The following is a 25,007-nucleotide window of genomic DNA, read 5'->3' as shown; positions in this document are numbered from 1 at the left end:
ATTGGGGACAAGAGGCAGAGGTGCAGAGGGGCAGAGGGGAAAAACTTACTGCTATCTTCTCTCTTGCTCCCCTGCTCCCCTGCTTCCCTAGTCCCCAATCCCCAGTAGATATTAATTTGACACATTCCAGCACAAATCGCTAAGATAAACATAGTCATAACGATTCCGCTTTTTAAGAAATCGATAGTAGCTAGTTAATAGTTTATGGGTTAATTATGGTGAAAATTATTGGCATTGGTGGTAGTTTAAGACCCAACTCTTATACCCAGCTTGCTTTAGAAGTCGCAGCGCAAAGAGTTGAAGCTGTAGGCGCAGAGGTAGAAATTCTCGATTTACGGCAGTTGCAGCTACCATTTTGCACTGGCGCAAAGGAGTATCCAGAGTATCCAGATGTTCAGCGGTTGCAAGAAACAGTTAGTCAGTCCGATGGGTTAATTTTAGCGACACCTGAGTATCATGGCGGCGTTAGTGGTGTCCTGAAAAATGCCCTGGATTTAATGAGCTTTGAGCAACTGTCTGATAAAGTAGCAGGATTTATTAGTGTTTTGGGTGGTCAGTCTAATAGTAATGCTCTAAACGAACTACGGTTAATTACCAGATGGGTGCATTGTTGGTCTATCCCTGAACAAATTGCGATCGGACAAGCTTGGGGTGCTTTCAGTCCTGAAGGCAAACTAGTAGATGAGAAGCTCTCTCAAAGATTCGATCAATTTGCTCAGAGTTTAGTTGATAACACTCGCAAACTGCGGGGCGTAAATTAATTGTAGGGTGGGTCTAGCTTTGCCCACCCTCGTAAACTCAAAACTTAATGATGATGGTGGTGATGATGGTGATCCCCAGCTAATTGGGGATTAATTGCCAAAGGTTGCTCCGACAACAACTCTGCTATATGAGTATCAGCCCATTGCGCCACCATTGCCAAAAATTCTGGATGATCGTTGACGCAAGCCATTTGCACGTAGTTCGTGCTAGGATGCTGTTTCTCTAAAGCATGGATGATATGGTGTACATCCAATAGAGTTTCGTGGTTTTCTGTGGCAAAGCCAATTGGCATAAAAATTACCACTTTTGCACCCAACTGAATAAGGTTATTAGCAGCTTGCTCTGCATTTGGCTGCGTCCAATCAATTAGGGGTGTGTCATGATTGAGCCAACCCACGGAGATTAACGGATAGCGGTTAATCAACTTATCCCGAACTAAATCGTACATTGCTTCACTTTCGGCAATCCCAGAAGTAAAGCCTTTGGCTTTGTGGGGACAGCCGTGATTCATTAACACAATACCGATTTGAGAAGGGAGATAAGCTCCTGCTAACTCGGCAATTTTCTCCTCAACCAGATGAGCCATCAAATCGATGTAAGCTGGTTCGTTGAAGAAAGAAGGAATGTAACGCTGTGCTTTAACCCAGTGTTCCTCACCATCAGCCAACTCAACGAGAGCATTGTTAACTTGCTCGATCGCAATCCCACTGGTAAAGATAGAATCAACAACTAGCAACGGGTAGATTAGCAGTTTGTCGAAGCCTTGGTTTTTGATTTCCGCTAAAACTTGATTGGGTAGAAAAGGGGCGCAGAAGTTGAAAGCCTTGAAAACTTGAACTTTATCACCCCATTTTTCTTGTAAATTCTTCTCAATTCCAGCCCGTTGCTGTTCAAAGATGGCGTTGTGTGGGGAGATAAAATCATGGTGTGTGTGTCCCCACTCATGGCGGTCAAATAGCGCCAAAAGCTTTGCCAGTGGGGGATAAATCCAGGTTGGTACTGGTGCAAATTTTGCTGTCAGTAGATTTAAAGCCTGTTCGTTATAGTTGGCGAAATCTTCGTAGCTTTCGACTTCGCCGTAGCCCATGAGCAATACGGCTACACGGTCTTTACCTGATAGATGCTCGTGGGTGTGTTGTACTTTTTCCGGCGTGGCAACCACAATTAGTTCCTCAATATAACCAGAGTGCAGAGAGATTTAGAGCTAGGGAATAGTTTGCACATTTTCCCTACTTGTAACTTATTATCCCATCCAGGGGGATAGGATAGGTAGGAAAATCAAAATAATACATCAAAAGTAAGACTTTTGTAGGGCATTAGGTATGGGAAATTAAACCATACGCCATCTCGTATGTTGCTGAAATAACGAAAGCGGTTAAAATGCCGAAAAGCCGCCTTCTTAGGAACAAGAATTAAACAACATAGAATTAAAGTATGAACATAACTGCTGAGGAGCTGCGTAGAAGATGTGCTGCTGGGGAGAAGGATTTCGGAGGTATTATAGTTCGAGAAGGCGAAATTCTTGATGGTATTAACCTCAGGGGTGTGAATTTGAGAGGAGCCAGCTTCCATTCCGTCTCCTTGGTTGGAGCTGACTTGAGCCATGCCTTATTGAGCGGAGCGTACCTCTCCGAAGCTGTTTTGGACGAAGCCGATTTGCACAGAGCCGATTTGCATGGAACTGGTTTCTGGAAGGCTAGTCTTCGCAATTGCAATCTCTGCGGTGCCCAGTTGAATGGATCTGACTTGGGAGTTGCTGATTGTCGTGGTGCTAACCTGAGTGAGGCTGACCTGCGAGGAGCTAGGATGGATAATACTAGGTTGAAAGGTGCTAACTTGAGTCATGCCGATCTCAGAGGTGCTGAGGATGTTTACCTTGAAGGGGCCATTCTCCACGAAACCATCATGCCAGATGGAAGTATCCAGAGTAGTTGATGCTGATGTAAGTAGATTTTCAAAAATCTCTGATTCTGGTGACAGCTTTTTAAGCGTTTGGTGCATCCACTAATTATGGTTCCAAGTTTCGACGATACCATCCTCAAATACTTTTCTCGCCTAGAAGACCCAAGAATTGAGCGAACCAAACAGCATCTGTTGATAGATATTATTGCGATCGCAATTTTAGCGGTCATCAATGGAGCAGATAGCTGGATAGCAATTGAAACTTATACTCAATCCAAACGAGAATGGCTGGAAACGTTTTTAAGATTACCGTAAGAATTCAGCACCCAGAAGTCAGAATTTAAAAGGAATGCAGCATGATTAGTACATTTATGTATCAAATTTTCTCCTAATTCTTTAACTATTCTGAATTCTGACTCCTGAATTCTTACAGATTACCCAACAGTATTCCTTCTTATGACACGATCCACGAAGTTATAATATTTGTCGTAAACATTTCTACGGCGTTATTATATTCAGTTACCGCAGAGTTGTAAAATCTTCTAGCGGCGGAAAGTTGTTCTTCTACTTCATTCAAGGAATATTGTAAGTTGATAAAATGTTCATTTGTTTTTAATTCGGGATAGGCTTCAAATACTACTATAATTTTGGTTAAAATTCTCGAAATTTGGTCTTCTGTAGCGACTCGGCTATTGTCACTTAAATCTTTTGAACTTGCTCTACTTCTGAGCCTGCTAATTTCTGTCAATATTTTTTGCTCAAACTGCATATACATTTGAGCTAACGTAACAAGTCTAGGTATCAAATCGCTTCTTTTTTGCAGAATGACATCAACGGTAGAAAACGCATTCTCAACTTGATTCTTTTTCTGAATTAAATTATTATATAGAGCAACCAAAACAATTAAGAATAAAAATATAAAACTACCTAGAAAAATAAACATTTTGTTTATTAGATTAATCTAATATTATTTGTAATTCAAATTAATAGTTTTGTGGAATAGTATTCTTTCGGAAGAGATATGTAAAGCAGCTATAATTTGCTCAGTAAAAATCAGGTAATATATAATAATATTGCTTTATTTTTGAAGAAACTCTGTATATCTCAAGAGTCAAAAAATCAAAGGTAGTGTTACGGATGAGTATAATTATCTGCCCTGGAATCCATGAACCAGAGTTAACTGAAAGCTTTAAAGTAGAATTGTTAGATTTAGTTTCTCAGAGCGCGATACCTGCGGTGAGCTACGCTAACGCACCCAATCCCACAAATATATTGATTTATCCGGGTAAAGATGTTTTGGTTTTATCAGCATTGCACATCTTGCAGTTTTTGCGCGATCGCTTGACCGACTCTTTAAAATCACCAATTATATTCATTAGCTTTAGTGCTGGCGTAGTCGGGGCAATAGGAGCAGCGCATTTGTGGCAACTATTGGGTGGTCGTGTGAAAGCGTTTATTGCTATAGATGGATGGGGAGTACCACTACAGGGGAATTTCCCTATTCATCGGATGAGCCATGATTATTTCACTCATTGGAGTTCATGTTTGCTAGGTTGTGGGCAAAATAACTTTTATGCAGAGCCAGCAGTTGATCATTTGTCTATCTGGCGATCGCCCCAAACTGTACAAGGCTGTTGGGTAGATTCTTCTATTGAGATTATTCCACCCAAAGGTCGTCTGACAGCAACTGAGTTTTTGCTTATGCTGTTAAAGCACTATGAAGCAAATTAATCCGGACAATGGAGTAAGTACACAGGAGTTAGGAGTGAGTGAGGAGTTAGGAGTGAGGAGTTAAAAGTTAGGAATTAGCGTTTATTCTCCCCTCTGCCCAATGCCCCATGCCCAATGCCCAATGCCCATCTACCCAAAAAAAGTATCTAAATGTTTCCAACTGAACCAGCTGCTGTTAATAACGGGTTTGGCGCACTGCTAAAAAACCGTGGTTTTATGCTCCTGTGGATTGGGCAACTGCTGTCCCAGTTAGCAGATAAGGTCTTCTTCGTTTTGCTGATTGCTCTCTTGGAGAACTACCCACCGCTTCCAGGGTTGGCACAAAACTCGATGTACTCAACCTTGATGCTGTCGTTTACAATCCCAGCAATTTTGTTCGGCTCTGCTGGTGGCATCTTTGTTGACCGCTTGCCAAAAAAGCTGATTATGGTTGGCTCAGATGTCGTGCGGGGAATATTAACGCTGTGTCTTCCCTTGTTACCACGACACTTCTTGATTCTGTTAATCCTGACTTTTGCCATTTCCACGGTGACGCAGTTTTTTGCACCAGCTGAACAAGCAGCTATTCCCTTGTTGGTGAAGCGAGAGAATTTGTTGGCAGCCAATGCGCTGTTTACCAGCACGATGATGGGAGCTTTAATTGTTGGTTTCGCCATCGGAGAGCCAATTTTGAGTTTGGCGAAAAGCTGGATGGGAGAAGAATATGGTCAAGAGCTTGTGGTTGGTGGATTATACATATTATCGGCTGCGATCATGCAGCCAATTAAGTTTAAAGAACCCAAACAACCGAGGGAACATCGGGCATCAAATCACCCTTGGGCTGAATTCACCGAAAGCCTCCGCTACCTCAAGAAAAACCCTTTGATCTTGAACGCCATGCTGCAACTGACAACCTTATATTGTGTGTTTGCAGCCTTAACAGTGCTGACGATTCGATTAGCTGAGGAGTTTGGTCTTAAAGAAAAACAATTTGGTTTTTTCTTGGCAGCAGCAGGCGTAGGTATGGTCTTTGGTGCGGCAATTTTAGGTCATTGGGGTGATAAATTGCATCACAAGCCTCTACCTTTAATTGGATTTTTGATGATGGCACTAGTCTTAGGGGTGTTCACTTTTACGCACAACTTGTTGCTGGCGCTAGGACTCTGTGCATTTTTGGGTGTAGGTGCTGCTTTAATTGGTGTCCCCATGCAAACTTTAATTCAACAGCAAACACCACCTACCATGCACGGGAAAGTATTTGGCTTTCAAAATCATGCTGTGAACATCGCTCTGGCATTACCTCTGGCGATTACTGGCCCATTAACTGATGCTCTGGGCTTGCGATTTGTACTAGTAGGAATGAGTATTGTTGTCGTGGTTGTTGGTGTTTGGGCTTGGAAAAATACCCGCAATGTCTTGCAAGACGTAATTTAATTAATGTAGGCTAATAATCTAGCTTTATATCTAATATATAAAATTCTCAGAATTTAATTGGACTTTTCCATTAAAATGAAATCTTAACTACAGAATTCAGCATTAACTTTAGCTATAGTCTGAGGTTTGACCGTGCGATCGCTTTCCCCAATTAGTCTCCCACAAACTGAGAATCACAAACAGTCTCGTGCTTCTAGTCCGCCAGTTATGCCCAAACGTGCATCTGGCGGTTTTGCTCTGCTTGACAGCCTTCATCGCCACGGCGTTGATTATATTTTTGGTTATCCTGGTGGAGCAATTCTCCCAATTTACGACGACCTGTATAAGGTGGTAGCAACTGGTGCTATGAAGCACATTCTCGTGAGACACGAGCAAGGCGCAGCCCACGCCGCTGATGGTTATGCCCGTGCTACAGGCAAAGTAGGAGTCTGCTTTGGTACTTCTGGGCCAGGAGCAACTAACTTGGTGACAGGCATCGCCACCGCCTACATGGATTCAATCCCGATGATTGTAGTTACAGGACAGGTAGCACGTCCGTCCATTGGTACAGATGCGTTTCAGGAAACTGATATTTACGGGATTACCTTACCAATCGTCAAGCACTCTTATGTGGTGCGCGATCCCAAAGATATGGCGCGAATTGTCGCCGAAGCCTTCCACATTGCTAGTACTGGGCGACCGGGGCCAGTTTTGATAGATGTCCCCAAGGATGTAGCTTTAGAAGAATTTGACTATGTACCTGTAAAACCAGGTTCAGTGAAGTTACGCGGTTATCGTCCCACAGTAAAGGGAAATCCCCGGCAGATTAATGCCGCCATCCAGTTGATTACTGAAAGTCGCCGTCCGCTATTGTATGTCGGTGGTGGTGCGATCGCAGCCGGTGCCCATGAAGAAATCAAACAACTAGCTGAATTATTCGATATCCCTGTCACCACAACCTTAATGGGGATCGGTGCATTTGACGAACATCATCCCCTCGCTTTGGGAATGTTGGGGATGCACGGCACTGCTTACGCTAACTTCGCTGTTAGTGATTGTGACTTGCTAATTTGCGTTGGCGCTAGATTTGACGATCGCGTTACAGGCAAATTAGACGAATTCGCTTCCCGCGCCAAAGTAATTCACATCGACATCGATCCCGCAGAAGTTGGCAAAAACCGCATTCCCGAAGTGCCCATCGTCGGCGATGTGCGGAATGTGTTAGTAGACTTATTGCGTCGCTGCAAAGAAACAGGCGTTAAGGCTACACCAAATCAAAACCAAGAGTGGTTAAATTTAGTCAACCGTTGGCGCGAAGAGTATCCTCTCATCGTGCCGCATCATCCCGATAGCATTTCACCCCAAGAAGTGATTGTAGAAGTCAACAGCCAAGCACCCAACGCTTTCTACACCACAGATGTCGGACAACATCAAATGTGGGCGGCACAATTCCTGAAAAATGGCCCAAGGCGCTGGATTTCTAGCGCTGGTTTAGGAACGATGGGTTTTGGCTTACCTGCGGCAATGGGCGCGAAAGTGGCGTTTCCTGATGAAGAAGTTATCTGTATCAGCGGTGATGCTAGTTTCCAAATGTGTTTACAGGAACTAGGAACCCTTGCACAATATGGAATAAATGTCAAGACAATAATTATCAACAACGGCTGGCAAGGGATGGTGCGGCAGTGGCAGCAAGCCTTCTATGGTGAGCGTTACTCATGCTCCGACATGGAAGTAGGGATGCCAGACGTAGAGTTATTGGGAAAAGCTTATGGCATTAAAGGCATGATAATCAGCGATCGCAGTCAATTAAAAGATGCGATCGCCGAAATGCTAGCACACAATGGCCCAGTAATCTTAAATGTCCACGTCACTAGAGACGAAAACTGCTATCCAATGGTAGCCCCTGGTAAGAGCAACGCTCAAATGGTCGGTTTGCAGAAGCAAGCGCCGAAAGCGGCATCTGAGCCAGTGTATTGTAGCCATTGCAATGCCAAAAATGCTCCTACCCACAACTTCTGTGCTGAGTGTGGGACGAAGCTGTAACGCTTTTGATAATTCAAGACCAGAGAGGTAGGGGGGCAAGGAGAAGGGGAGAAAGATGCAGGAATATTCCCCTAATTCCTGCCCCCTTTCCTCTTGCGTAGGTGTCGCTTAATCTTCCAGATTAGGTTGAGGTAAAAAGATATTTCCTAAGTAATTTACTAAATCGCTTTGACTGTTGAAATCTAACAGCGCCTCAGCTAACTCTTCTAGTTGAGTAATCGATTTACATAAATCAAAAAATCTCATTTTAATTAATTGTTATCTGTCTTATCTAATAGGAATTGGTTGTAGTTTAAGGATGTCTACACCTAAACTCATATCGAGCAAACCTAAATCATCTGTGGGTTTATATTCTCAATCTTTACTTAATATAGTCAAACTTATACCAATTCTGTATGAAGATGCGCTAAACCATAAATAAAAGAAACAAAAACGAACCGCATACCCCTTCGGGGATCTTGCTACGCGCAGCGTCTCGTAAGAGTTGGACGCAAAGAAAGAAGTTAAAATGGTTTGGCGCAGCCTCACAAAGAAATGGTATTAGTGTACATTGCTGAAATATACACGCATTTATTAACGAAAACTATTTTATCAAACTTAGGCTTTATTAAAAGTTCATGTACTTTTTGCTTTAATTAGTTAAATATGCGAGTTAGAGTTGATTTTATATAAATCAGTTTTGTCAAAAAGTTCAGTAACATTCCTCTTTTATTAACAAGTTAAATATTACTAAAATATTAATGGTTGTGCTGGCTTAGTTGATTAAAAAAACGTCAATTATTCCAGGTGTATCTATTTCTAACTCTCTTTCAGACAGATTTAGTAGTCTTAAAATAACCGATCTCTTTCTTTTACAAAAGAGAGTTTAGCTTCCCCTTGATTGAGGGAGGTTAGATTGTTGTTAGCAAATTAATGTACTAAGCATTAATAGTCTATTCATTTAGAAATCGCTGTGTTCAAGTTTTCTTGGGCAACAGCGTCATGATTTCTATTGGAAAATTGCAGTTTTATTTCTAACTGAGAACAAACACAACTTTTTTAAGCTTTGAATATTTCTCAACCCATTTTACCAATCTCTATGCAACAATATATTTCTCATTTGCTCATACTGGTATTAGGAACAAGTTCAAATTTCCTCGTTACTCCATGTCAAGCTCAAACTCCGGTAAAAACCAACAGTCAAAATCCTGAGAATGTTACTTCCATATCTTCAAGTTCACCTTCAGCTGCAAAATTAACTGATTTTGCTAATTCTACTAATGGCAAACCACCTCTCCTTTCTGAGGCAGCTAATAACTCTTCTGCTACTAATGCCAATATAACAGCAAATAAACCTCGTCCACGGGTTCCTATATTCAGCAGAATTTTTCCCACACCTTCGATGCAGCAATAATTAGCAGGTAAACATTTAGTTTATTTGCTTGGGTTGATAGAATTTTGCATTCATACGTTATGTACAATGTACATAATCTAGTGAAAATACTACCCCAGCAAGAGGGATTCTAATTGTTCTCTCTTGTTGGGGTGGGACGAATATCATCTGGGTAGGCAAACTTGCATTTGTGCAAGAAGTCTAATATAGTTTGACCTCTCCCCTTTTAGAAGAGAGGCTTTGAGTGTTACTCCCTAACGCTTGTAGACAAGGGCTGTTTTTGTTAGGTATATATTGGACTCAACTGAGAACCGCAATATATATGAGGCGTACTCTGATTTGCTTTATGCTTGCAGCTGACAGAGCAGTAAACCAAACCATTGATTTGAATCTGTCCACACATGAAGAGGTAATAAACCTTGTGTGTTTAGTTGCTGTTTAATGGTATTAAGATCAAATTTGCGGGAAATTTCGGTGAGGATAGTCTCACCTAGTGCAAAATTAAGCTTAAGATTAAGAGCGCGTAATTCTACAATTTGCGATCGCAGGCTGCATAAATGCATTTCTATTTGATGCTCGCTTTCATTGTAAAATGCCCGGTGTTCAAACTGGGTGGTGTCAAAGTTCCCCTCAAAGCGCTGATTTAAATGTTCCAGCATATTGAGGTTAAATGCAGCTGTTACTCCCTGGCTGTCGTTATAAGCTGGTTCCAAAATCTGTTTTGGCTTTCGTAAATCTATCCCCAATAAAAAATACTCACCTACTTGTAGAGCATTGGTAATTTGAGAGAAGAACACATCACACTCATCAGGGGTAAGATTACCTAAGCTGCTGCCAATAAAACAAATCATCCGACTGGGTAATTGCGTCGGTAGGAGTTTTGCAAGGGCTAATTCATAGGTTCCCGCTAGTGCATAAACTTGGAGTAAGGGATAATCTTCTAATAACTGCTTGGCACTACTTTCCAACATACCTGCACATACATCAATTGGCAGGTAGTGCAGAGGATAGCCTAGTTGCTGGTAGGCATCTAGTAAAATGCGGGTTTTACTAGAACTACCACTACCAAGTTCTACCAATTCACAAACGCCAGTTATTTTGGCAATTTCACCAGCATACTGCTGTAAAATCGTTGTTTCTGTGCGTGTAAGATAATATTCTGGTAAATCACAGATTTGCTCAAACAGATCGGAACCGCGATCGTCATAAAAGTAACAAGGGGGTAGAGATTTAGGTGTTTGAGTTAATCCCTTCACTACATCACTCCCAGCACTAGGTGCAACTATTTGAGTTGCTCCTATCAAACGCTCTATCTGCAAGCGTTTTTTAACGCTGCTTTGAGAAGTAACCTTGCTGTTAACAGTTTTAGATATTGACATGAAACCTCCGTTTACTTGGCGTAATGGGTTACTTTGATCGCAGACCTTTACCCCAATCAGTGAAACACATAGCCATAGTTAATAAAATCATGCTTGAGCAATATAGCTCAAGCTTTAAAGCTATTTTTCAGCATTTTCCCATTAAAATAGTAGCAAGTAAGCGCCTAAGTGCTATGTTCTCGTGGCGATAAAGATTCGATATAGGCAATATGCCCCAAGTACCAGCAAATAGCAGATCGAGTCAGAATGAGATTTACTAGAGAATGTGGCTTCGTCATATCCTGGAATAGTGCAAAAGTTTTCGAGCCACATTTATCGAAGGCTTGAGAAATAGCCTCTTTCACACTAGATTTGCTCAAATTGGATCTCACAGTCTGCTCCCACACTAATGATGCTATTTTCTGGGCAAGCAATCCAATTACCTAGAAATAGAGGTTCAGACGCAATAATTACGGACTGTGGGAAAGTCGGATCGTCTCGTATCCAGTAAAGAGATGGAGGCGGTGAAGTGGTAGCAAAACGAGAAGCTATTAAACGATGTCCGTCACTAAAAATTACATTGAGCGAGGCTTCTACTTGATAGCGTTTTGCCATCTCTAAAAGCGTTAATAATGTGGTGCGTAAGGCATACTCTGGAGGTCGATGTTTGTTAATTTGACTTTGCGAAAGTAACAATGCAAAAATGTGTTCTGAGTCAGTACTGCCATTAATTTTTTCGTAAAATTCTTGGGTTAAAGTGCTGCGAATTTTTCTGTGTAATGTTTTGCGGAAATTTTCGATTCGTCCATTGTGAATAAATAGCTGTTGTTGATGGTTAAATGGCTGACAGTTAGCAAAATCTACGGCTTGTCCTGGTGTAGCACTGCGGACATAAGCAAGTACACACTTTGATTCGACGTAACGGCTGAGACTGGGTAGATTTATATCATTCCAAATAGGTAGGGTATTTTTGTAGATAAAAGGGTCAGTATCTTTTTGATTATGATACCAACCCACACCAAAGCCATCTGCATTTACCACTCCAGAAATCATTTCACGGGGTTGATAACTCTGGACGATGAGTGAGTGTTCTGGTTTATACAGAAGATGTTCTAAAGAAATAGGCGAACCGAGGTAAGCAAGTAAACGGCACATACATTATGAATATTCCAACTTCTATTAACACAATTATTGAGCAGCAGCCTTACCCGTTTTTATTCACCATCATCAGTGGTTCCCACTTATATGGCTTTCCCTCAGCCGATTCTGATTATGACTTGCGTGGTGTGCATATTTTACCAGTTCAAGAAGTAGTGGGATTACAGACTAGAAATGAAACTATTGAAGTTTCAGAAGTTCGCGAATCTTTAGAGATTGATTTAGTAACTCATGATGTAAAAAAATTCTTTTTGATGCTACTTAAAAAGAATGGTTATGTATTAGAACAATTGTATTCTCCTTTAATATTAATAACCTCACCTGAACATGAGGAATTGAAAAATATTGCTAAAAATTGTATTACCCGTCACCATAGCTACCATTATATTGGTTTTGCAGCAACACAATGGAAACTTTTTGAGAAAGAAAATATGCATCGAATTAAGCCATTACTTTATGTTTACCGAGTTCTATTAACTGGGATCTATCTGATGCAAGCAGGAGTAGTTGAGTCTAATTTAATTAAGCTAAATGAGGTTTTTAATTTACCATATATTTCTGATTTGATCGCCCAAAAATTAGCAGGTACAGAAAAGTCTGTTTTGTCAGATATTAATGTAGTTTTTTATCAAAGAGAATATGAACGTCTGCGTAATAAGTTACATGAGGCATATCAATCTAGTCCATTACCTGAAACACCTTCAGCTAATGCAGATTTGGATAATTTGTTAATACGCTTGAGAGCAATTAGCTATGAATTATAAGCTTTTGTAAAAATGAGGTAAATGAGCTTCTAAAAAATGGAGTTAAGAGTTTTTAACTCTTAACTCCTAACTTTTTTACAACTTCAAATTCCAAGCAGCAAAAGCTAAAGCACCCCAACCTGCAAGAAAGGCTGTGCCGCCTAGTGGTGTGATCGCTCCCAAGGATTTAATACCGGTTAAGCTAAGAGCGTACAAGCTACCTGAGAAAATAGCAATGCCAATGATAAACAGCCATCCACTGACTACGAGTGTGGGTTGAGGGGACTCGGTACGACTAATTAGTATGGCTACTAGAAAAAGTGCAAGAGCATGATACATTTGGTAACGAGCGCCAGTTTCAAAAATTTCTAGCGATCGCTCACTAATCTTTTCCCGCAAGGCATGGGAAGCAAAAGCACCAGCAGCAACCGACAAACCGCCTAAAATAGCAGCTACGCTCAAAAAAATCTGCGTCATTAGACCTAGCCGTAAGTTGGTAAAGTAGTCATTAGTCATTAGTCATTGGTCACTTGTACTGAGCGTAGTCGAAGTATTAGTGAATAACAAATAACAAATGACGAAGGACAAAGGACAAATCACTAATGACTAATGACAATTAAACATCAAAATGATATGATACAGCCCCTTCTTCGTTCACCTTAAAGTTTGCATTGAATTCTTTAGCTTTTTCATCTAAATATTGTCTGGCATGGGCTGCGGGTAGTTGTGACTGGATGGCAAAGCCTAAAACAGTTACGCGCCCATTATTTTCTTGTAGCATCTCATAAAAAATCGATTGTAGGCGATCGCTAACTTGTTGATTAATCGCCTTTTTCTCCTGCCGACTTTGACGGTACAATCCCAATGCTAACCACGTGCCCAGTGTTAGGGTAGGGACACCAAAAATTAGACCAGCAGCAGCAGTATTATTATCTTCATAAGTAGCATTCGGTGCATTAAACTCATATTCATCCGTGGGTATTATGATAGCTTTACGTGTAGCAAATTTTTCTAAAGCCGCTGTTGCTGATAGAGTTACAAACATGAATCCGAGTGTCAGTAGCCAACCGGCAGCTAATTTTTCAGCAGTTTTCATAGTTTCACTTCAGATTTACACTTTGCTAGCGATTTTAACCTGACTTTCATAAAGGTTCCAATATATCAATCTACTCCCAGCGACAGTTTTTTAGCTTTTACACAATCTTTTTTCAGGACTTACGCAACTGGAACAATGCGATTGCTAGTTGATAGTACATCAGCCAACCTTTACCGCTCTGATGGAGGTGCAAACTGTGCAAATACCTCTGCACCTGTCAGGTTCTTGGTTTCATTGGCAAAACAATAATATTTAGGTTTTTCATCAATAAATACCTGATAACCAAAAACAAGACCTTCACAGCTATCGAATAGTCCAACGGGTATGAAATACTGGTTACTTTGTTTCAATTTGTAAAAGAGATGGCTACCACACTTCTTACAGAATCCACGCTCTGCCCATTCTGAAGATTGATAAACTCCGATATTTTCTTCACCAGAGAAGCTAACATCACTTTCACACTCAACTACTAACAAAGGCCCTCCACTCCAGTTGCGACACATACTACAATGACACGCTCCTACCTGATTACTCATACGGGTTGTAGAAACGTTTACTACTCCACACAGGCAGCTACCTTTTGTAATGCTCACATTAGACATATTTTTTTCTCCGCTCCCACAAATGCGCTCCAATTTTATATTCTTTTTTGTTTCATACTGGAAGTATCTGCACTATTGAGTCCAGAGTCTGATACAACTAATCTAGGCGCTTCTTGACACTGATAAAAATTAACATTAATGTTACATCTCCAATTTAAAATATGGAGTTTTGCGTTTATCGCGTAGAGTCTAACTCGATGGATGGGCTTCGTACCTCAGCCCATCTACCGTGCTTGAGTGCAAACGTCTTATTTCAGTTTGCAGCTTGCGGTAAGTTCTAGATTGTAGAAAGTCCCTGGTTTGGGATTAATTGAACGCAACTGCTGGATAAAAGCATTAAATGTTGTATTGCTTATGCCGAAGCCAGCTTCAACACAAGCAGATAAACCTCCTTCGATGGGAATAGATCCGGTTCTGGGACTATATACAATGAATTTATCGACGGTGCTAGTGCCGACTGCAAACCCGATAACCTGGCGAACTGTTCGCAAAGCGGCATTATCTAAGGGACCACCAATACTGCCAATACTGATATTAACCGCACGACTTTCAGCAAAAGCCGGCGCGCTAATCGACAATACTGCCCCGACAATCATCAAACAGGTGAACTTCTTCATTTTCCTCTCCTCCAAAAAATTGAAAAACTAATAATTAGGTTTCGACATGGATGAAGTACATCAGAGACTTTGCCATGTAAGGTTTTCAGACACTAGGGTGTGTAAACTACAAAATCTATGATTCTGAACTTTTGGGGATTACTTCAGCATTAGGTCTTTCGTTTTCTGAAAAATGTTAATTTCTTAAAAATTCTTTATAAATTTGTATCTGCGCTTCCCACCTTTCTAGAAGACGCGATTAATCGCGTCTCTACTCGTTTGGCTCAGACCTTAGTGTAATTATTGATTACTTTGGCTAAATCTGGCACTGCTTCTTCTACGTGCTTTTTGGCTGAACCGCGAAGTTTTTCATAGGTTCCTCGCACGATTTGGCGGTTTGAGTTCTTGACTCTCGCATCAGTAACACCTAGTAGTGCATCTGCTGTATTAGAGCGATTCGCACTCAGATATTCAACTGGGTCGCCTTTCTCTACGCCTTGACTCCAGATGGGATCGAGAGCTGTAAAACATTGCGGTAATATCTGCTCAACGACATAGGGAATATACCCTGGCTTAACCCCCTTCAAAGCAGCAAAGGCAGTTTTCAAAGCGATGCCGCTCATGCCTGACTTGGATGCAAGCTGTCCTTCAATCATGTTGCAACAATCATCTATGACCATAGCCTTTTTGGTCGGGTTCAAAAGTCCGTCGCTAAGTCCCATTTCACTTTTCCTTATCTAAGTACTTAATTCTATTCGACTAATTTTTTTAGCAAGCAGGAAATTACAGAAAATGGTATCAGAGTTAGAGGATGTTGTGGATAAGCTGATACGCTTTTAAGCAGCATAATTCAGAGGGGGCAGAGGGGGCAGAGGGGCAGAGGGGCAGGGAGGCAAGGGGGCAGAGGGGCAGGGGAGCAGAGGGGCAGAGGGAAAAGACCTCTTCTCTAGTGCCGTGAATCAGAGCAGAACATGGGGCTGAGTCCATCCACTTCTTAATAAGTGGTTCTCGTACCCTACGGGAAGCTAGCGCAACAGTGGGGTTAATCTCTTTTCTGTTTTGTCCCCCCTGCTCCCTTGCCCCTCTGCTCCCCTGCCCCCTTGCCCAAACTTAGGTTATCCCATCCTCCTGAGACCTAAATTGCGTCTCTGGCTGACTTGAGCCAGCAGGTAGAGCTTCATGTCTAGTTCCCGAAGCTCCTGGAGAATCTGGAGGATTTGAACCTCCTCGCTTCCCAGGTAATATAGCCTGAGCCAAACTCTTAACCAAAATATAGAGAATTGGCACTAAGAACAAACTCAAGAAGGTCGAAAGCATCAACCCCCCAAACAGCGCTGTTCCTAAAGACCAACGGCTGCTGGCTCCAGCCCCTTGAGAAATCACCAGAGGCAAAAATCCTAACAACGCTGCAAAGGATGTCATTAAGATCGGTCGTAGACGTTCTTGCCCCGCTTTCACTGCCGCCCGCGTGTAGCTCATGCCCTGCTCGTGCAGTTGATTGGCAAATTCCACGACTAGAATCGCGTTTTTCGCAGCTAGACCAATCAAAGTTACCAAACCTACTTGGCAATAGATATCATCCACTACTTTCGGGAAGAGGCTGCCTGCCATGAAAATATTGGAACGTAGCCAAATCGCTGTCATTGCTCCCAAGACTGCTAGGGGAACTGTCAGCAAAATAATAATTGGGTCAATGTAGCTTTCATACTGAGCCGCCAGCACCAGAAAGACAATCACAATCGCTAAACCAAAAATCAAGCCTGTAGCTCCCCCAGATGTTTTCTCTTGGAGATAAGTCCCTGTCCACTCATAACCAAACCCTTGAGGTAAGTTTTCTGCTGCTATTTGCTCCATCGCTTTAATTGCCTGTCCAGAACTAGCACCGGGAGCTGGAGCGCCCTGTACTTTGATTGACCTGTACAAGTTGTAATGGGCGATGGTTTTCGGCCCCACGAAGGGAGTAATTTTCACCAAACTGCTCAACGGAATCATGGCCCCACTGGCAGAGCGAACATACAGCTTGCCAATATCATCTGGATTCGAGCGGAACACCCCATCTGCTTGGACATATACCCGATACTGTCGCTGTCCCTGCACGAAGTTATTCACATATTGCGACCCCAAGTAAGTTTGCAACGCCCCAAAGATGTCGTTAATTTCGACATTGAGAGCTTTGGCTTGGTTGCGATTTACCTGAATGTCAAATTGGGGAGTGTCTGCGGTGAACTGAGTGAAAACTCCTTGGAGAGCAGGGCTTTTACGTGCCGCCCCAATCACTTTTTGAGCAGCCTCAATTAAGGTTTCAATCGGCGCACTGCCGGTTTTGTCTTGAATGATAAACTCAAAACCACCCGTAGTACTTAATCCTCTCACTGGAGGGGCATTTACTGCGATCGCTCTGGCTTCTGTAATTGTAGAGAGCTTTTTGTTCAGTCTCTGAAGTATGCCATAAACAGATTGAGATTCTTCAGTTCTCTCTTTCCAGGGTTTCAGGTTAGCAAAGGCAATGCCTAAATTAGAAGCATTGCCATCGAAACCAAAGCCACTGATCATAAAACTAGCTTTAACTTCGGGAGCCGATGTGACTTCTTTGACCACCTTGTTCATCACAGATTCGGTATATTTCAAAGAAACTCCATCAGGCCCTTGGACAATTACAAAGAAGTAACCCTGATCTTCCTCTGGAATAAATCCGGTAGGCACTGCTCTGTACATCAAAACCGTTGCTAATAAACCAGTGACAAAAACTCCAATTACAATCGGCTTGACATGGGTAAGGTAGCTAACAAACCCAACATATCGCCGCGTGAACCAGCTAAATCCCCGATTAAACTGCGTAAAAAACCACCCCAAAGGGCCCCGTGGAGTCTGAGCCGGGCGCATCAGAATGGCTGCCATACTCGGAGAGAAGGTTAAGGCGTTGAAGGTGGAAATGGCAATGGAGCAAGCAACGGTTAACGCAAATTGTTTGTAAACAATCCCAGTAGTACCCGGAATGAATGCAACGGGAATAAATACTGCCATGAGTACAAGTGAAGTGGCAATGATTGCCCCAGTTAACTCCTTCATGGCTTCGACAGCGGCCTCAAAGGGTCTCATACCCTGCTCTAGTTTGACTGCAACTGCCTCGACCACAATAATGGCATCATCCACGACGATCCCGATCGCGAGAACGAAACCAAATAAGGTCAGTGTATTAATTTGAAATCCTAAAACCAACAGAGCCGCACACGTCCCAATCAAGGAAACGGGGATCGCTACAGTGGGAATGATCGTGGTACGCCAGTCTTGTAAAAAGACAAAAATTACCAAGACCACTAGCACAATCGCCTCAACCAGAGTGTGCAGAACTTCTTCTAAAGAAATTTCTACAAACGGAGTGGTATCAAATGCCAACTCTGCTTTGAGTCCAGGTGGAAAACTTTTCTTTAGTATCTCGATCTGTTCTTCAACAGCATGAGCAACGTTCAGGGCATTACTACCGGGAAGTTGATATATCCCCAAACCCACGGCTGCCTTGGGCGCATTTCCTGGGATGGTGAATTTGGCATCAGCGAGATAGTTCTCTGCTCCCAGTTCAACTCGACCGACATCTCTGACTTTAACTAGAATGCTGCTAGTGGGGTTATTAGTAGTGCTATTAGTGCCAGCTGGACTTACCTTCAGCACCATATCCTCAAATTCAGCCGCATCTTTAAATCGACTGGTTGCCCGTAAAGCAAATTCAAAGCTTTGATTATCTGGTGCTGGTTCCTTACCAATCGCCCCTGCACCCACTTGAATATTTTGTTGTTGCAGGGCAGATGTTACATCTTGCGGAGTTAGTTGATGTTGGGCAAGCTTGTTGGGATCGAGCCAGAGACGCATGGCATATTTGCGTTCTCCAAAAACTCTGGCACTTCCTACACCAGGGAGCCGTTTGATCTGATCGAAAATATACAGATCGACATAGTTACTGATAAAAATGTTGTCATACTCATTATTTTCTGAGTAAAACCCATAGACAAGTAGCAAACTGCTTGATGCTGTTTCAACAGTCACACCTGTTCGTTGAACAGTATCTGGCAATTGAGGTGAAGCCAGTGCTTCTTTATTCTGAACGTTTACTTGAGCAATATCGCTATTGACATTAGTCGGAAAGGAGACAGTTATATTGCTCGAACCATCATTACCCGTATTAGAAGATATATAAGATACATCTTTAACACCATTAATTTGTCGCTCAATAATGTTGGTGACAGTATTTTCTGTTGTTTGAGCATCCGCACCAATATTGTTGGAGCTAACAGTAATTTGCACTGGAGCAAGGTCTGGTAGCTGAGAAATGGGAAGAATCGGTATACAGATGCTTCCCAGCAGCAAGATGATGAACGTGCAGACCGTCGTCAGCACTGGCCGTCTGATGAAGGTATTGACAAACATAAATCAAGGAATAAAGGAAAAGTTTCAGACTGGTTAGGAACGTAGTAGCTTTTTATTAATATAAGGATTTATTAAGGCTTAATGTTAGATATTTTCTTTTTCCTATAGTCAGTATGGGAATACACACATTTATGCTGATGACTCAATGTATCATTAGAGGCAGAGTCGGCAAAGCTTGTAATTAACCGTTCCCATGCAAAACATGGGAACGAGTCAAGTCTTATCAAGCTAGGTTTTTAGAACTTGTGTGTACAACGTAGCTTGATAAGAGGAGAGTTAGAATTTGGTCTAAAAAATGCGGTAATGAATCCAAATTTCTAATTAGCTTTGCCATTACTCGGAAAATTTAACAATTGATCGTCATTGACCCAAATTGCTTGTTGAGGTACAGAGATGGAAATTCCAGCCTCGTCTAGGGCAACTTTTAGGCGGCGGCGAAGTTCCCGTGCGACATCCCATTGTTTGAGGGGTTGTGTTTTAATCCAGACACGAATTATCAAACCGCGATCGCCAAATTGATCTATTCCTAAAACTTGCGGTGGTTCCAAAATTTGACGCTGCCATTGCATTTCTTGATTCATCTTATCCGCAATAGTTGCAATCAAATTCAAAGCCTCTTCTGTATCGGCTTGGTAGGCGATGGGAATTGTTAAATCGGCTCGCGACCAACGACTCGAAAGATTGGCAACAACTTTAATTTCACTATTGGGAATTGTGATCAAGCGTCCTTCAGAATCCCGCAGTTGGGTCATCCGCAGATTCAGATTTTCTACTAAGCCTCCCACGTCTCCCACATTAATTACATCCCCTAAAGCATACTGGTCTTCTAAAATGATCAAAAAACCGTTAATGGCATCTTTAATTAAGTTTTGCGATGCCAGAGATAATGCAACACCAACTAAACTAGCACCCGCCAGTAAGGGAACGATATCTATCCCCAAGGATACTAGGGCTATCAAGAAACCTACTCCTACCCAGATAGCAGTAGTGATACTTTTAGTGACACCAGAAAATGTGGAAACTCGCAGTTGCAGCCGTGCAGAACTTTCTGGAGTGAGGAAAGCACCACTGCTAATCAGAGTGGAGGCGAAGCGGTCAATCAGGGCGTAGGTCAAACGAATTGCTACATAAGTTGCCAAGCATACAACACCTAATCGCACAGGAAATTGGGCAGCTGTGAGAATTGCTACCTGAAAACCTCGTGTATAGGGAAATAGACCCAAAATAAAGAAGCTTCCACCTCCCCAAATTCCGGCTTGACTTAGCTGAAACAATCGTCTCTTGGCTTCTTGGAGATGTTGCTGTTGCCGTTGATTTAGTTGTGTTGTAATTGCTTGATCTGCTGGTTTTGGGTAGTTGAAGAGTTCCCTTTGGGGTTGGGAGGCAATGGATTTTTCTAAATCCTTTTGGGTACGCCGCTGCCAGCTATATACTCCCCAACTCATGACAATCATTGCCAGTCCGATACCGCCAGCAATTTTACCTTGGTCGATTAAAGATTGAATTTGCCTTTCTTGCTTGGCTTGTTGCAAGTCTTCTTGTAATGATTCGGCGACTTGATTTGCCGATGTTGATATATCTACCTGTCGCAGTCCCGCATCTTCAGAAGTAACGGTCATCAGATATTGACCGTTAACATAAATTACTGGTAATTCGTTTACTTTGCGAACATCCACCTTGACTGGTGTTTTTGCTGGTGATTGAAAGTAATTTTGACCAATTTTCTCCAACTTCTTTTGAATATCTTCTGAACGCTCAGGAAAATTGGTTCTTGTTGCTGCTATTTGAAATAACCGACGACCATCTAAATAAATCCAGCCCGAAACAACTCTGTTATCTGAATCATTACTAATACTGCTGGGAGCTTGCAATTGCGGTACAAAAGGAATCTGGGCTGTGGCTTTTGGCACAGATACAACGCATACAGCCATTGAACTGGCGATGCCTACGGCGGGCAAAGCCAACGCCAAAAATTGAAAGCGCACTTAAACACCTCCTTAAATAAAATCTACTGGTGACTACTTCGATAACTATCCTCCGCAATAACTTTGGGTAGATGTACCTATCTAAAGTTGAGGTTTTCCCTTTAGACAATGAAATTTTCATGTTTTTTTGTTTGTCTTCTATCTTTCGACAGATGACAAGATACTGAGAATCAGCAGGTAAGGCTGATTAGAGTATTACTCTTACCAAAGATAAAACAAAAAGGAAGAAGCTGACGATGAAGTTGACATTAGGGTAATCAAACGTCAAGCTAGTTTTGAGGACTGTTGACTAGTGATTTGCAATATTCAAGCAAAAATCACCAGTTGTACAATAACCTAGTAGAGTGCGTAAAATTTACGTAGCTTTTTTTATTTTTTGAGGTAACTTTTGATGACCGCAACTTCTCCCCGATTAAAGCACGAGGTTAAAGACCTCGGCCTAGCTGCCTTGGGAAGACAGCGCATTGAATGGGCTGGACGCGAAATGCCAGTTTTGAAGCAAATCCGCGATCGCTTTGCGATCGAAAAGCCCTTCGCTGGTTTACGCCTTGTAGCTTGTGCCCACATTACAACAGAAACAGCACATTTGGCGATCGCTCTGAAAGCCGGTGGTGCAGATGCGCTTTTAATTGCTAGCAATCCTTTATCAACGCAAGATGACGTAGCCGCTAGCCTCGTCGTCGATCATGAAATTCCCGTCTTTGCTCAAAAAGGCGAAGATAACGAAACTTATAACCGCCACGTCCAAATAGCTTTAGATCATCGCCCCAACATTATTGTTGATGACGGTAGCGATGTAGTTGCGGCTTTAATCCAACACCGCCAACACCAAATTGCTGATTTGATTGGTAGCACCGAAGAAACCACCACTGGTATTGTGCGCCTACGCGCCATGTTTAGAGAAGGCGTTCTCACCTTCCCCGCAGTCAACGTCAACGACGCCGACACCAAGCACTTCTTTGATAATCGCTATGGTACTGGGCAATCAACCCTAGATGGCATTATCCGCGCCACAAATATTTTGTTGGCTGGTAAAAACATTGTCGTCGTCGGTTATGGCTGGTGTGGTAAAGGTACAGCCCTCCGCGCCCGTGGGATGGGTGCTAACGTCATCGTCACCGAAATCGACCCCATCAAGGCAATTGAAGCCGTAATGGATGGCTTCCGCGTCCTGCCAATGGCTAAAGCTGCACCTGAAGGTGATATATTTATCACTGTGACTGGTAACAAGCACGTCGTTCGCGGCGAACACTTCGATGTGATGAAAGATGGTGCGATCGTTTGTAACTCCGGTCACTTTGATTTGGAACTTGATTTGAAATACTTGGCTGCACAAGCTAAGGAAATCAAAGAAGTGCGTCCTTTCACCGAAGAGTATAAGTTGAAAAATGGTAAATCAGTTGTCGTTCTTGGACAAGGACGCTTGATTAACCTAGCTGCGGCTGAAGGACACCCCAGCGCGGTAATGGATATGAGTTTTGCGAACCAAGCTTTGGCTTGTGAATTCTTGGTGAAGAATAAGGGTAAGTTGGAACCTGGTTTGCACTCAATCCCTGTTGAAGTCGATCAAGAAATTGCTCGTTTGAAGTTGCAAGCTATTGGTATCACGATTGATAGTTTGACAGCAGATCAAATTGAGTACATCAATTCTTGGACAAGTGGAACTTGATACATTGATTAATTGATTTTTTGAGGGATAGGCGTTTTGCTTATCCCTTTTTTTGTGTTTCTCTCGCAGAGATGCAGAGGCACAGAGAGAATATAATAGGATAGAGGGCAATACAGTTCAGATAAGACCAAAACACTTGTAGAGACGGCGATTTATCGCGTCTCGAAAACCCAAAATTTTGCCAGTAGCCTTTAACTGAACCGTATTGGGATAGAGGGTGTTATTGTAAGTTTTTATGTCAGCAAAAGATATTTTTCATAATACTGTGAAAGTAGCCTTAGAAAAAGATGGCTGGAAAATTACACATGATCCCTTATTTTTTAAACTCTCGGAACAAATTAGAATTAAAATAGACTTAGGAGCGCAAAAGTTAATTTCGGCTGAAAAAGATAAGCAAAAAATAGCAGTAGAGGTAAAAAGTTTTATTGGGGTATCAGCAATCTCAGAGTTTCATACAGCTATAGGTCAATTTTTGAACTACAGGGTAGCATTAGAACAAAAGGACTCTGAACGAGTATTATATTTAGCAATATCTCAAGATATATACCAAGAGTTTTTTATAGATTCTTTTATTCAAAGTGTATTAGAACGGTATGAAATCAAATTATTCGTTTTTCATGTTCAGAAACAAGAGATAGTATTATGGAAAAATTAGATTATCAGGAATTAGTGAAAAGGATCATCTATAAATATGTAAATGAGCAACCCAAAGAAGATTTAGAAAATACCGAAATTGTCTTTGATACAGAACGCGATCGCTACTTATTATTATATGTGGGATGGCATGATGAAGAAAGAGTATATGGATGCCCAATTCATATTAGTATCAAGGATAAAAAAATTTGGATTCAGCGCGATTTTACTGAAGAAGGAATAGCTAATCAATTAGTAGAATTAGGTGTGCCAACAACAGATATTGTTTTGGGTTTTAGATCACCTTATGTCAGGCAGTTTACTGGTTTTGCATCTGTTTAAATTTTTTGCATTCTATCCCGCAGTCGATTTTTTGGGGATAAGCCAAAGCCTATACCTTTTTTTTCTGACAAGTTTCTAAAGCCATAATTAAAAAAGGTGCAGATGGATGAGCAAGTAATTTTGACAAATCGGTAATAGTACCTTGTCTTATTACATTAGTAATTTCCTGCATCAATTCGGAACTATTTTCTATATATTCAATAGTTTTTGCTGCAATTATCATTTTTTCAGCAGTTGTATTCATTGAATCACAAGCGCTTGTTTCTTCTAAGATTTTATCAATTTTCTTAGCTAATTCTGTGATTGTTTGTATTTTTTGTTGATTTATAACTCTATAGAGTCTTTCAATTTCCCCACCAATTTCTCTTAATTCTGTATAACCTTGATTTCTAAAATCAAACAAGCTTAAAATTACATATGAAGTATATCTACAAATTTCTGATAGTTCTAATTCATTAATAGTTTCCCTTAACCCAGTATGAATTATTTTTGAACGTCTATCATAAAGCTTAGAAATTCTTTTATAAATATTAAGAATTTCACTGAATTCAATAAAATGATAATTGCTCAATGCTAGTGTAGTTGGAATTCCTTTACACAAAGCATGAGTAATATCTTCCTTCTTGTTGGAAAATATAACTTCAAGAGCAGTCCAATATTTTAAAAATGCCATATCCCGGTCGAATTCATTTTGAGCTTCTCCAGTCCAATATATTGCAGTTAGAATACATCCCTCTAATTGACTTAATTTTTCATTATTAAAAAATGTTTTAACATCGTTTAAAAAAGCTTTTTCTTCTAGGGTATTGAGTAAGTTATTATCAATAACAAATTTTTGTAAATGTCTTCTTCCTCTACCTCTCCCATAAGCTATTGTATTATTTTCAACGTCTCTTTTCAGCCAATATTCAGTTTGAATATAAGCTTCAGAAGCAATATTGATTTTCATCATATTTTCAGAAATTCTTTCATGTGCCATAACACATATTACATATCTCAAATAATTTATTAATTCTTTAGATTTAGACCTTGCAATTTCCTTTACTTTATCTGAATCCCCAAAAGCTGAACATATGATCACTACTTTATTCAGTAAATTATCTTCAAGGTTGAGTCGATGGGGGATATTATTCCCCGCATCTCTCAGTTAAATCTGGGCGTGCGACTTTCACCGCACCCAGCTTCCGATGTTCTCAGCTTG

23 protein-coding genes and 1 pseudogene are annotated in these 25,007 nt (G+C 41.4%); 10 read left to right on the top strand and 14 right to left on the bottom strand.

All coding sequences use genetic code 11. From position 1 onward, the window contains the following. Window positions 1–215: 215 nt before the first annotated feature. On the top strand, window positions 216–761 hold the full coding sequence (locus V7K61_RS32680) for an NADPH-dependent FMN reductase (RefSeq protein WP_335060161.1): 546 nt from the start codon (window positions 216–218) through the stop codon (window positions 759–761). A gap of 44 nt (window positions 762–805) precedes the next feature. On the opposite strand, the gene V7K61_RS32675 is transcribed toward V7K61_RS32680, so the two are convergent. Continuing rightward, window positions 806–1,924, bottom strand: coding sequence for a ferrochelatase (locus V7K61_RS32675; protein ID WP_335060159.1), 1,119 nt, complete (start codon window positions 1,922–1,924; stop codon window positions 806–808). A gap of 272 nt (window positions 1,925–2,196) precedes the next feature. Here V7K61_RS32675 and V7K61_RS32670 point away from each other — a divergent pair, with 272 nt between their 5' ends. After that, entirely contained in the window at window positions 2,197–2,697 is a 501-nt protein-coding gene (locus V7K61_RS32670; RefSeq protein WP_335060157.1) for a pentapeptide repeat-containing protein, read from the top strand. A gap of 75 nt (window positions 2,698–2,772) precedes the next feature. Further along, window positions 2,773–2,976, top strand: a pseudogene (locus V7K61_RS32665) (transposase family protein); the annotation flags it as partial. A gap of 142 nt (window positions 2,977–3,118) precedes the next feature. Here V7K61_RS32665 and V7K61_RS32660 read toward each other — a convergent pair. Next, window positions 3,119–3,607 carry a LemA family protein gene (locus V7K61_RS32660; RefSeq protein WP_335060155.1) on the bottom strand — a complete coding sequence of 163 codons (489 nt, stop codon included), beginning with the start codon at window positions 3,605–3,607 and terminating at the stop codon, window positions 3,119–3,121. 194 nt (window positions 3,608–3,801) lie between these two features. Between V7K61_RS32660 and V7K61_RS32655 the strand changes: the two genes are divergently transcribed. From V7K61_RS32655 to ilvB, 3 genes are all read left to right on the top strand, one after another. Beyond that, on the top strand, window positions 3,802–4,395 hold the full coding sequence (locus tag V7K61_RS32655; RefSeq protein ID WP_335060153.1) for a hypothetical protein: 594 nt from the start codon (window positions 3,802–3,804) through the stop codon (window positions 4,393–4,395). Window positions 4,396–4,545: 150 nt separating this feature from the next. Next, on the top strand, window positions 4,546–5,808 hold the full coding sequence (locus V7K61_RS32650; RefSeq protein WP_335060151.1) for an MFS transporter: 1,263 nt from the start codon (window positions 4,546–4,548) through the stop codon (window positions 5,806–5,808). Window positions 5,809–5,934: 126 nt separating this feature from the next. After that, entirely contained in the window at window positions 5,935–7,830 is a 1,896-nt protein-coding gene (gene ilvB / locus V7K61_RS32645) for a biosynthetic-type acetolactate synthase large subunit (RefSeq protein ID WP_335060149.1), read from the top strand. A gap of 108 nt (window positions 7,831–7,938) precedes the next feature. On the opposite strand, the gene V7K61_RS32640 is transcribed toward ilvB, so the two are convergent. The 4 genes from V7K61_RS32640 to egtC all read right to left on the bottom strand — a co-directional run bounded on the left by V7K61_RS32640 (window position 7,939) and on the right by egtC (window position 11,715). Beyond that, window positions 7,939–8,076, bottom strand: a complete 138-nt coding sequence (locus V7K61_RS32640; RefSeq protein WP_094353361.1) for a DUF4351 domain-containing protein — start codon at window positions 8,074–8,076, stop codon at window positions 7,939–7,941. A gap of 933 nt (window positions 8,077–9,009) precedes the next feature. Continuing rightward, window positions 9,010–9,204 carry a hypothetical protein gene (locus V7K61_RS32635; protein ID WP_335060146.1) on the bottom strand — a complete coding sequence of 65 codons (195 nt, stop codon included), beginning with the start codon at window positions 9,202–9,204 and terminating at the stop codon, window positions 9,010–9,012. 342 nt (window positions 9,205–9,546) lie between these two features. Then, on the bottom strand, window positions 9,547–10,581 hold the full coding sequence (egtD, locus tag V7K61_RS32630) for an L-histidine N(alpha)-methyltransferase (RefSeq protein ID WP_335060144.1): 1,035 nt from the start codon (window positions 10,579–10,581) through the stop codon (window positions 9,547–9,549). 345 nt (window positions 10,582–10,926) lie between these two features. Then, window positions 10,927–11,715, bottom strand: a complete 789-nt coding sequence (gene egtC, locus V7K61_RS32625; protein WP_335060142.1) for an ergothioneine biosynthesis protein EgtC — start codon at window positions 11,713–11,715, stop codon at window positions 10,927–10,929. 5 nt (window positions 11,716–11,720) lie between these two features. On the opposite strand from egtC, the gene V7K61_RS32620 reads away from it, so the two are divergent. Continuing rightward, window positions 11,721–12,482 (top strand): nucleotidyltransferase domain-containing protein, encoded by a 762-nt coding sequence (locus V7K61_RS32620; RefSeq protein ID WP_335060140.1) that lies wholly within the window; start codon window positions 11,721–11,723, stop codon window positions 12,480–12,482. A gap of 75 nt (window positions 12,483–12,557) precedes the next feature. On the opposite strand, the gene V7K61_RS32615 is transcribed toward V7K61_RS32620, so the two are convergent. The 7 genes from V7K61_RS32615 to V7K61_RS32585 form a co-directional block, all read right to left on the bottom strand. Further along, window positions 12,558–12,938, bottom strand: coding sequence for a DUF423 domain-containing protein (locus tag V7K61_RS32615; protein ID WP_335060256.1), 381 nt, complete (start codon window positions 12,936–12,938; stop codon window positions 12,558–12,560). 139 nt (window positions 12,939–13,077) lie between these two features. Further along, a complete protein-coding gene (locus V7K61_RS32610; RefSeq protein ID WP_335060138.1) occupies window positions 13,078–13,557 on the bottom strand; it encodes a hypothetical protein in 480 nt (159 codons plus the stop codon). 170 nt (window positions 13,558–13,727) lie between these two features. Continuing rightward, window positions 13,728–14,159 carry a GFA family protein gene (locus tag V7K61_RS32605; RefSeq protein ID WP_335060136.1) on the bottom strand — a complete coding sequence of 144 codons (432 nt, stop codon included), beginning with the start codon at window positions 14,157–14,159 and terminating at the stop codon, window positions 13,728–13,730. A 248-nt stretch (window positions 14,160–14,407) separates the two neighbouring features. After that, complete coding sequence (locus tag V7K61_RS32600) at window positions 14,408–14,776, bottom strand: hypothetical protein (protein ID WP_335060134.1); 369 nt, start codon at window positions 14,774–14,776, stop codon at window positions 14,408–14,410. Window positions 14,777–15,039: 263 nt separating this feature from the next. After that, window positions 15,040–15,477, bottom strand: coding sequence for a DUF6918 family protein (locus tag V7K61_RS32595; protein ID WP_099103615.1), 438 nt, complete (start codon window positions 15,475–15,477; stop codon window positions 15,040–15,042). A 388-nt stretch (window positions 15,478–15,865) separates the two neighbouring features. Further along, on the bottom strand, window positions 15,866–19,177 hold the full coding sequence (locus V7K61_RS32590; protein ID WP_335060132.1) for an efflux RND transporter permease subunit: 3,312 nt from the start codon (window positions 19,175–19,177) through the stop codon (window positions 15,866–15,868). A 317-nt stretch (window positions 19,178–19,494) separates the two neighbouring features. Next, window positions 19,495–21,162, bottom strand: coding sequence for a mechanosensitive ion channel family protein (locus tag V7K61_RS32585; protein WP_442936397.1), 1,668 nt, complete (start codon window positions 21,160–21,162; stop codon window positions 19,495–19,497). 391 nt (window positions 21,163–21,553) lie between these two features. Between V7K61_RS32585 and ahcY the strand changes: the two genes are divergently transcribed. The 3 genes from ahcY to V7K61_RS32570 all read left to right on the top strand — a co-directional run bounded on the left by ahcY (window position 21,554) and on the right by V7K61_RS32570 (window position 23,806). Further along, complete coding sequence (ahcY, locus tag V7K61_RS32580; protein ID WP_099102634.1) at window positions 21,554–22,831, top strand: adenosylhomocysteinase; 1,278 nt, start codon at window positions 21,554–21,556, stop codon at window positions 22,829–22,831. A gap of 235 nt (window positions 22,832–23,066) precedes the next feature. Then, on the top strand, window positions 23,067–23,486 hold the full coding sequence (locus V7K61_RS32575; RefSeq protein ID WP_335060131.1) for a XisH family protein: 420 nt from the start codon (window positions 23,067–23,069) through the stop codon (window positions 23,484–23,486). Continuing rightward, window positions 23,474–23,806, top strand: a complete 333-nt coding sequence (locus tag V7K61_RS32570; RefSeq protein WP_335060129.1) for a XisI protein — start codon at window positions 23,474–23,476, stop codon at window positions 23,804–23,806. The genes V7K61_RS32575 and V7K61_RS32570 overlap by 13 nt, the downstream gene beginning before the upstream one ends. A gap of 49 nt (window positions 23,807–23,855) precedes the next feature. Here the strand turns inward: V7K61_RS32570 and V7K61_RS32565 are convergent, their stop codons facing one another. Continuing rightward, window positions 23,856–24,785: a hypothetical protein gene (locus V7K61_RS32565; RefSeq protein ID WP_335060127.1), complete on the bottom strand. Its 930-nt coding sequence runs from the start codon at window positions 24,783–24,785 to the stop codon at window positions 23,856–23,858. Window positions 24,786–25,007: the final 222 nt, after the last annotated feature.

Source organism: Nostoc sp. (genome assembly GCF_036918015.1).
Lineage (GTDB): Bacteria > Cyanobacteriota > Cyanobacteriia > Cyanobacteriales > Nostocaceae > Nostoc.
This window is presented reverse-complemented; position numbering and strand designations above follow the sequence as displayed.